Below are 4,948 nucleotides of genomic sequence, written 5' to 3' on the forward strand. Positions count from 1 at the left end.
AAAAAATGAAAATAAAAACGGAAAAATCTCATGAAACTCTAACAAAAATCACAGTATATCCACCAATTTTTGGGTTAATATATATTTATAAGCTAACAACAAGCAAAACATTTTCATTCTTCTCCCCCCTTTTAGAATGAAGATCCCAAACTCCCTTTTTGACCGATGCGGTTTACTCCCTTTTCCGCATCGGTTTTTTTGTGCGCTAAAATCACTGAATTCTGCTATAATAAATCTCGGAAAGAGGTGTTTGGGCTTGAAAAAGTGGAAAAGGGATCACTTAGGTATGGTGATGGGGATATTGAATGTTACACCAGACTCTTTTTCGGATGGTGGAAAATATATGCAAGTAGAAGAAGCTTTGGCTCGAGCTGTGCAAATGGCGGAGGATGGAGCCGCGATTATTGATATTGGCGGAATTTCTACACGACCTGGTTTTTCGGAAGTAACACCTGAGGAAGAACTAGCGCGGATACTCCCGGTCATTAAAGCTGTTAGAGAGAAGCTTCCGGATATATGGATTTCCGTTGATTCTTGGCGCGCTGAAGTAGCTGAGCAAGCGATTTTAGCTGGTGCTGATATGATAAATGATCAATGGGGCGCGAAAAAAGAACCGAAAATCGCGGAAGTTGCTGCAAAATACGGCGTACCAATCTGCCTAATGCACAATCGTGATAACGCTCAATATGAAAATTTTCTAGAAGACGTAAAAAACGACTTATTAGAAAGCGTTGCGATTGCAAAAGCGGCTTCGGTACCAGATGAACATATCATTCTTGATCCGGGTTTTGGGTTCGTTAAAACACCTGCTCAGAATTTAGAAGTATTACGCCGTATCGACGAAATTGTTGAGCTTGGTTATGAGGTTTTACTCGGAACGAGCCGAAAATCAACTATAGGTCTTGTTCTAGGGACTACTCCAGAAGATAGAATGGAAGGAACAGGCGCGACAACAGTTTACGGGTTTGCAAAAGGCTGTACAATTACTCGCGTGCACGATGTTCTTCCAATTGCGCGCATGGTCCGAATGACGGATGCGATAACTGGCAAATTAGATATTACAAAATTATAAAGAGGTGCTTTAATTGGATAAAATTTATTTAAATGAATTAGTATTTTACGGATATCATGGAGTTTTAGCAGAAGAAACAAAATTAGGGCAAACATTCAGAGTGTCGCTTATTCTCGGGCTTTCTACAAAAAAAGCAGGAATGTCAGACAGTGTAGAAGATACAGTTAGCTATGCGGAAGTGTATGAAACGGTGAAAGGCATAGTAGAAGGAGAGCCATTTAAACTAATCGAAGCACTTGCGGAAAAAATTGCAACCGAAGTTTTAGCAGGTTATCCACTTTTACAAGAAGTAACTGTAAAACTTATTAAACCAAATCCACCGATTCCGGGACATTACGATTCTGTTGCCGTAGAAATCGAACGTAAGAGAAGTGATATGAATGGCTAAAGCATTTCTGTCTATTGGTACAAATATCGGCGAACGTTTAGAAAATTTAAATGATGCGCTAAGAGGCCTAGCTGCTTCCAATCAAATAAAAATCACTAATGTATCCAGTGTTTATGAGACGGACGCAGTTGGCTATGAAGATCAAGCAGCATTTTTAAACATCGCAGCAGAAATCGAAACCAATTTTACACCAGTTGAATTACTAGATTTTTGCCTGGCGCTCGAACTTGAATTGGGGCGAGTTCGGTTGTTTAAATGGGGTCCGCGCCTAATTGATATTGATGTTTTACTATATGATAATGTTGAAATGGACACAGAAAAGCTGAAAATACCACATCCTTATATGAAAGAACGCGCCTTTGTCATGATTCCGCTAATAGAAATTTCACCAGAAAAAAGCAATCTTTTGGATAATACGGCCATTTTGGAAGAACAAGGCGTTCGAAAAATAAAAAATCAAGTCAACTGGTAAAATTGGCACTTGCAGAAAAACGTAATTATGATAACATATCACTAGCGCAATTTAAGAGGAAGGGGTTTACCATTAATGTTTAAAATAGGTAACGTAGAAATTAAGAACCAAGTAGTTGTGGCGCCAATGGCCGGTATATCCAATTCCGCATTCCGTCTAACAGTTAAAGAATTCGGAGCAGGCCTCGTTTGCTGTGAAATGATTAGCGACAAAGGAATCGCATACCGTAATGCTAAAACACTTGATATGCTATATATTGATGAAAAAGAGAAACCACTGAGCCTGCAAATTTTCGGTGGCGAGAAAGAAACGCTTGTGGAAGCTGCGAAATTCGTAGCTGAAAATACAACAGCAGATATTATTGATATTAATATGGGTTGCCCGGTTAACAAAATTATCAAATGTGAAGCTGGAGCAAAATGGCTACTTGATCCAAATAAAGTGTACGACATGGTAGCTGCTGTAGTGGATGCTGTTGATAAACCTGTAACAGTGAAAATGCGTATCGGCTGGGACGAAGAACATGTCTTTGCTATCGAAAACGCACTTGCCGCTGAACGTGCCGGAGCTGCTGCGGTTGCAATGCACGGACGTACCCGTGTGCAAATGTATGAAGGTAGCGCGAACTGGGATGTACTTAGAGACGTAAAACGCGAACTAAAAATCCCGTTCATGGCTAATGGTGACGTAAGAACACCAGAAGACGCCAAACGAATCCTTGAACATACAGGTGCAGATGGCGTAATGATCGGCCGCGCTGCCCTCGGAAACCCATGGATGATTTATCGCACGGTGAAATTCCTAGAAACAGGCGAACTTCTTCCAGAACCAGAACCACGCGAAAAAATGCAAACTGCCATGTTACATTTAAACCGTTTAGTTGAGTTAAAAGGTGAAAACATCGCAGTACGTGAATTCAGACAACATGCAGCTTACTATCTAAAAGGCGCTCGCGGAAGTACTCGCGCTAAAGTAGCTGCTAACCAAGCAACGAAGCAATCTGAAATGGAAGCAATTTTAAACGAGTTTGTTCTTCAGTATGAGGAAAAAGCATTAGCAAAACAAGATTAATTATCGTTGCCTCGAGATTTCGGGGCAATTTTTAAATTTATACTAGAAAAACAATACCAAAAAAGCGTATAATGGAAACATCTGTAGAAATGAAAAGAATAGGAGTGTACCTATATGAGTAACGAGAATCATGAAGAACTAAATGACCAACTCATCGTCCGTCGCGAAAAAGTGGACACATTACGCGAAGAAGGCATAGATCCTTTTGGCGAAAAATTCATCCGTTCCATCAGCCCGGAAGAACTTGAAACAAAATTCGCTGATAAATCAAAAGAAGAACTTGAAGAAGCTGCTATTGAAGTTTCTGTAGCAGGTCGTATTATGACGAAGCGTGTAAAAGGTAAAGTAGGTTTCACGCATATTCAAGACCGTTTCCATCAATTACAAATCTATATCCGTAAAGACGCTATTGGCGAAGATGCATATGCCATTTTCAAATTAGCTGATTTAGGAGATATTATTGGTATAAAAGGAACTATTTTCCGTACTAATACAGGCGAACTTTCGGTTAAAGCAACAGAATTCACTTTGCTTTCCAAATCATTACGCCCACTTCCTGACAAATATCATGGCTTAAAAGACGTAGAACAACGCTACCGTCAACGCTACTTAGACTTAATTACAAACGAAGAAAGTCAAAACCGTTTTGTAATGCGTAGTAAAATCTTGAAATACACTCGTGATTACATGGATAACCAAGGATTCTTAGAAGTGGAAACTCCAGTACTTCATACAATCGCTGGTGGCGCTGCTGCAAAACCGTTTATCACACACCACAATGCACTTGATATGGAATTATACTTACGAATCGCTTTAGAACTTCACCTAAAACGCCTAATCGTCGGTGGGATGGATAAAGTATACGAAATTGGCCGTGTTTTCCGTAATGAAGGAACATCCACACGCCACAACCCTGAATTTACAATGCTAGAATCATACGCGGCATACGAAGATTACGAAGATGTTATGGACTTAGTAGAAGGTTTAGTATCCACTGTATGTAAACAAGTAAACGGAACAACAGAAATAACATACGGCGAATACAAAGTAGATCTAACTCCAAACTGGCGTCGTGTACACATGGCTGATGCGGTAAAAGAATATGTAGGCGTAGATTTCTGGAACGTAACTTCTGATGAAGAAGCGCGCGAACTAGCTAAAAAACATGGTGTACCAGTAACGGAACATATGACATATGGCCATATTCTTAACGAGTTTTTCGAAACATACGTAGAAGAAAAACTAATTCAACCGACATTTGTTTACGGACATCCAGTAGAAATCTCTCCTTTAGCTAAGAAAAATAAAGAAGACGAACGTTTTACTGATCGTTTTGAATTATTCATCGTCGGTCGTGAACACGCAAATGCCTTCTCAGAGTTAAATGATCCAATTGATCAAAGAGAACGTTTTGAGGCGCAAATAAAAGAACGTGAACAAGGAAATGATGAAGCACACGGAATGGATGCAGATTTCCTTGAAGCTTTAGAATATGGATTACCGCCAACAGGTGGACTAGGTATAGGTATAGACCGTCTAGTAATGCTATTAACTGACGCTCCATCCATCCGTGATATCCTACTATTCCCAACAATGAAACATCGCGATTAATAAAAAATCCAGAGCTGATAATATCGGTTCTGGATTTTGTTATTTTCTCAGAAAAAAACAAATTTGCCAAAGAGAAACTTTTTCTTAAAATATGCTTGCAATACCCATAAAAACATGATATATTTATAAACGTTCCAGTTAAACAAATGCAAAATGTGATTCAGGAAATTAAATTTTTTTGAAAAAACATCTTGACTTTGATAACTAGATAGAGTAAGATATAAGAGTTGCTGCTAAAGGCAACGAAGAAGAAAAAGTGACCTTTGAAAACTGAACAAAGAAGAAGACGAAAAGCAATGAGACGTAAAGTCTCACTGGTAATCGCAGGGCAGAA

5 protein-coding genes are annotated in these 4,948 nt (G+C 39.2%); all 5 read left to right on the plus strand.

Annotation, left to right across the window (positions count from 1 at the left end):
- Positions 1-256 precede the first annotated feature (256 nt).
- The 5 genes from folP to lysS all read left to right on the plus strand — a co-directional run bounded on the left by folP (position 257) and on the right by lysS (position 4,614).
- Positions 257-1,072: a dihydropteroate synthase gene (gene folP, locus HCB49_RS14250; protein ID WP_185605343.1), complete on the plus strand. Its 816-nt coding sequence runs from the start codon at positions 257-259 to the stop codon at positions 1,070-1,072.
- A gap of 13 nt (positions 1,073-1,085) precedes the next feature.
- The gene (folB, locus tag HCB49_RS14255) at positions 1,086-1,460 is read left to right on the plus strand and encodes a dihydroneopterin aldolase (RefSeq protein ID WP_185605344.1); all 375 of its coding nucleotides are present in this window, start codon (positions 1,086-1,088) and stop codon (positions 1,458-1,460) included.
- The gene (gene folK, locus HCB49_RS14260; protein WP_185605345.1) at positions 1,453-1,932 is read left to right on the plus strand and encodes a 2-amino-4-hydroxy-6-hydroxymethyldihydropteridine diphosphokinase; all 480 of its coding nucleotides are present in this window, start codon (positions 1,453-1,455) and stop codon (positions 1,930-1,932) included. The genes folB and folK overlap by 8 nt, the downstream gene beginning before the upstream one ends.
- A 75-nt stretch (positions 1,933-2,007) precedes the next feature.
- Positions 2,008-3,003 carry a tRNA dihydrouridine synthase DusB gene (dusB, locus tag HCB49_RS14265; protein ID WP_003723750.1) on the plus strand — a complete coding sequence of 332 codons (996 nt, stop codon included), beginning with the start codon at positions 2,008-2,010 and terminating at the stop codon, positions 3,001-3,003.
- Positions 3,004-3,117: 114 nt separating this feature from the next.
- Positions 3,118-4,614: a lysine--tRNA ligase gene (gene lysS / locus HCB49_RS14270; protein ID WP_185605346.1), complete on the plus strand. Its 1,497-nt coding sequence runs from the start codon at positions 3,118-3,120 to the stop codon at positions 4,612-4,614.
- Positions 4,615-4,948: the final 334 nt, after the last annotated feature.

Origin of the sequence: Listeria cossartiae subsp. cayugensis, assembly GCF_014229095.1 — a bacterium.
GTDB lineage: Bacteria > Bacillota > Bacilli > Lactobacillales > Listeriaceae > Listeria > Listeria cayugensis.

Excerpts from the sequence above, each read along its gene's own strand:
- lysS (WP_185605346.1), top strand. The coding sequence starts at position 3,118 with ATGAGTAACGAGAATCATGAAGAACTAAATGACCAACTCATCGTCCGT.
- dusB (WP_003723750.1), top strand. The coding sequence starts at position 2,008 with ATGTTTAAAATAGGTAACGTAGAAATTAAGAACCAAGTAGTTGTGGCG.
- folK (WP_185605345.1), top strand. The coding sequence starts at position 1,453 with ATGGCTAAAGCATTTCTGTCTATTGGTACAAATATCGGCGAACGTTTA.